This is a genomic window from Vibrio sp. V19_P1S1T109 (genome assembly GCF_002241375.1).
GTDB lineage: Bacteria > Pseudomonadota > Gammaproteobacteria > Enterobacterales > Vibrionaceae > Vibrio > Vibrio anguillarum.
Genome location: NZ_NDIM01000311.1, coordinates 1 through 3387, shown reverse-complemented (window position 1 = coordinate 3387; position 3387 = coordinate 1). Strand labels below are relative to the sequence as shown.

Here is a 3387-nt window from a genome sequence, read left to right as displayed (position 1 = left end):
TCCTAGAGTTAACCTACATTTTTGAGATTCTGTTTCCATTTATTACATAGTTAACCCTATTATTTTTAGTATTGTCTTATTTTCAAGACAATATTGACAACTAGCCACGTTCATTCTTCCGCTGCATAATGTCTCTCTTTTTGCCACCTTATCAGTACTGACACTCGCTTATGACCCGATACTTTAGGCTACTTTTGTTTCTATGTTTTTCACTCAACAGCGCAGCGGCTGAGATTGATCTGGTCAAAGTGGATAAATCTAAACGTCGCATGTACTTAATCTCGGGACAGCAGATCATTCAAGAGTATCGAATTGCCTTGGGTAAAGAACCCAAAGGACATAAACAGCAAGAAGGCGATCAACGCACCCCAGAAGGTCGATACTATCTTGAAGCTATCAGTAATGATTCTGGCTATTATCGTTCGATTCATATCAGTTACCCGAATCATCAAGATAAAGTGCATGCACAGCGCTTAAGCATCAATCCCGGTGGTGATATAAAAATCCATGGTCTAAAAAATGGCGACAAGCAACGACCAGAATATGTGCAAAGTTTTGATTGGACTAATGGGTGTATTGCACTGACTAACTCAGAAATGGATGAATTTTTGAGCCAAGTCAAAGAAGGCACGCCGATTGAGATTGAGTGGTAAAAGTGACACTTACGCTAAGGTGTGAGGGAGTGCATTAAAATAAATCACACAAACTTTGATTAGCGCAGATTTTTGGTTTTTAATATCAAAAAAGTATTTTTAATCAATGGTTGGAATTAACATGTCGTCAGATTTTTATGGTTCAAGTGCCAATTATGCTCGTAAAGAGAGCGGTTACCGAGAAAAAGCACTTAAACTTTACCCTTGGGTGTGTGGCAATTGCGCGCGTGAATTCGTTTATTCAAATTTACGAGAATTAACTGTGCACCACAAAGATCACGATCACACCAATAACCCTGAAGATGGCAGTAACTGGGAGCTTTTATGCCTCTATTGTCACGATCATGAGCACTCTAAATATTCAGACCACGACCGATTTGGCGCTGAGCCTGTTGCGAGATTAGACGATCATCAAAGCGCGACCTATAACCCCTTTGCCGATCTCGCCAAACTGATGAAAAAATAACGCGGTTAGCCACTAGATCACATACGCTTTAGTGGCTTAACCACGCTATCCAATCCTTCAATTTTCAACGCTAAACAAAGTTGCAACAAACGCCCGAGCTCCCCTTCAGGGAAGCCCTTCTTATCAAACCACAGCAAATACTCTTCTGGTAAGTCGATAAGCGCTCGCCCTGCATACTTACCAAACGGCATTGGCATACGCGCAAGTTTAATCAGGTTCTCTTTTTCTAACATTTTGCGCCTCACAAACTGGCTAAACTTGTTTAAGTCCAACCAGTTTATGTTTCTCAGCCACTTTTGGGTACTGATTTATCGCATAACGCTATAGGTGGATAAAAATATAATCAATATGAATCAGATGCGGTGTAGTAGTTTTCTTTAAACGCTAAGCTTCCCCACATAGCATTGGCATGAGCACGTTTAACCACTTCTGGATCCAACTCTTTTTCTGTCAGGGTATCTGATTTAAAATCATATTGATAAGTAGAAATACCTTGCTCAGGCCGAATAACAACCAGTTGGTTGTCTGCTGTCATATAGCCATAGTTTTTATCTCGTTGCATCATTACTCGCTGCTTCTCAGCAGGAACATCATGAGTTAAATCGAACCCAATCATTGGGTTTTGGCTACTGATACCTGCCAAAGAAAGCAGTGTGGGTGCAAGGTCAATTTGACTAACTAGACGATCGTCAATGCGGTGTTCAATGCCGCCACCAAAAATCACCGCTGGAATTCGAAAGTAATCGACTGGTACAGGCTGATTACCCTGTGTTCTAGCATCATGATCTGCCACAGCAACAAACACCGTGTTATCCCAATATGGTGACTTTTTCGCTTTTTCAATGAACTGTCCAAGCGCATAGTCTGCATATTTCACCGCATTTTCCACCGTTTGCTTTGGCTCATTATACGGTTCAATCACGTTATCAGGGTATTCAAATGGGCTGTGGTTCGATGAGCTAAAAACTAAGCTAAAGAACGGTTTACCTTCACGACTCATCTTCGTAAATTGCTGATCTGCCTTATTGTAAAGATCTTCATCTGACGCGCCCCATGAACCAACATATTTAGGCGACTCAAAAGTTGGGAAGTCTTGCATATCAACAAAACCGTTACCCAAGAAGAAACTCTTCATATTGTCAAAGTGGCTTTCACCACCGTAAATAAATTGTGTGTGGTAATTTCGAGACTTTAATAAATCCGCAATTGAAAAGAAATTCGTTTGGCTTTTACCTAATTTGACCACCGAACGTGCAGGAGTCGGAGAAAACCCAGTGGTCACCGCTTCAATACCACGAACAGAACGCGTTCCCGTTGCGTACAAACGGGTGAATGCCCACCCCTCATCAATCAGTTTATCGATATTGGGTGACGCATCGATACCACCAAGGCGGCTAACATAACGTGCACCGTGACTTTCAAGCAGAAGGATTACGATATTTTTAGGATGGCCTTGATAGATCGCTTGGTGCATTGCCATGCTAGGTTGTTGTGCAGAGACAAAGTCTTTATTGTCGACATTCATGGATGCACGAATTTCTTGGACGATCTCCTCCTTATCCATTTTCGGGTAAAACTCGAAAGCACTCGCTTCAGATTTCATCTGTTTGGCAGCAAAAATCGCTGAAAATGAGGAGTTTAACGTTAAATCATTCACCAAAGGGTCACTAGAAAAAGCCACCATCGCCGGATTTAATGGACGGTGTCCCAGTGAAGAACGCGCCCCCAAAATACCAATAGCCACAACAAAAATAGCAATCAGCGGACGCCAATACCATTTAGGAAAGCTTAAGTTCGAAACAAGCTGCTTGCTCCATTTCCAACCGACAAAAAGTGTGAACGTGGAAACTACGGCACCAAGGAAAAGTTCAAATTTATAGCCACTCCAAAGCATACTGAAAACTTCTTTGGGATAAATGAGATATTCGATAAAAATTCGATTAGGTCGCAGATCGTACTCGATAATAAATGGTGGTGTTGCTGCTTCCATGTAAACAATCAACCACAAACCACCGGTAATCCACACACGTAAAAACCAATGCCAAACCCGACCGACAGCATGATCGCCAGACAGTAGGCTAGATAACAACGCTGGTAAAATGAGCAAATAACAAAGAGAAACAATATCAACTCGCAGACCACTTAAGAAAATGGTCAGCCATCCACCAGCATCACTCACCCGTTCAAAATGCCAGATAGCCAGTCCTAAACGAGAGACAAAAAAGATAACTAGCCCCACTACGAATACGGCAGCAATCGGATAAAGAG

Annotated in this window: 4 protein-coding genes; 2 read left to right on the top strand and 2 right to left on the bottom strand. The window is 41.9% G+C overall.

Going from position 1 to position 3387, the window contains the following annotated elements; translation table 11 throughout:
* Nucleotides 1-170 precede the first annotated feature (170 nt).
* Complete coding sequence (locus B9J87_RS15070; RefSeq protein ID WP_019281839.1) at nt 171-653, top strand: L,D-transpeptidase family protein; 483 nt, start codon at nt 171-173, stop codon at nt 651-653.
* Nucleotides 654-774: 121 nt separating this feature from the next.
* Nucleotides 775-1119, top strand: a complete 345-nt coding sequence (locus tag B9J87_RS15065) for a YajD family HNH nuclease (RefSeq protein ID WP_010318547.1) — start codon at nt 775-777, stop codon at nt 1117-1119.
* A 17-nt stretch (nt 1120-1136) separates the two neighbouring features.
* On the opposite strand, the gene B9J87_RS15060 is transcribed toward B9J87_RS15065, so the two are convergent.
* Together B9J87_RS15060 and B9J87_RS15055 are read right to left on the bottom strand one after the other, a co-directional pair.
* On the bottom strand, nt 1137-1352 hold the full coding sequence (locus B9J87_RS15060; RefSeq protein WP_026028221.1) for a DUF3820 family protein: 216 nt from the start codon (nt 1350-1352) through the stop codon (nt 1137-1139).
* Between the two features lie 110 nt (nt 1353-1462).
* Nucleotides 1463-3387, bottom strand: a 1925-nt coding sequence (locus B9J87_RS15055) for an LTA synthase family protein (RefSeq protein ID WP_441351336.1), incomplete at its 5' end; no start/stop codon positions are given.

Coding starts and splice junctions, on each gene's coding strand:
- B9J87_RS15070 (WP_019281839.1), top strand. CDS start 171: ATGACCCGATACTTTAGGCTACTTTTGTTTCTATGTTTTTCACTCAAC.
- B9J87_RS15065 (WP_010318547.1), top strand. CDS start 775: ATGTCGTCAGATTTTTATGGTTCAAGTGCCAATTATGCTCGTAAAGAG.
- B9J87_RS15060 (WP_026028221.1), bottom strand. CDS start 1,352: ATGTTAGAAAAAGAGAACCTGATTAAACTTGCGCGTATGCCAATGCCG.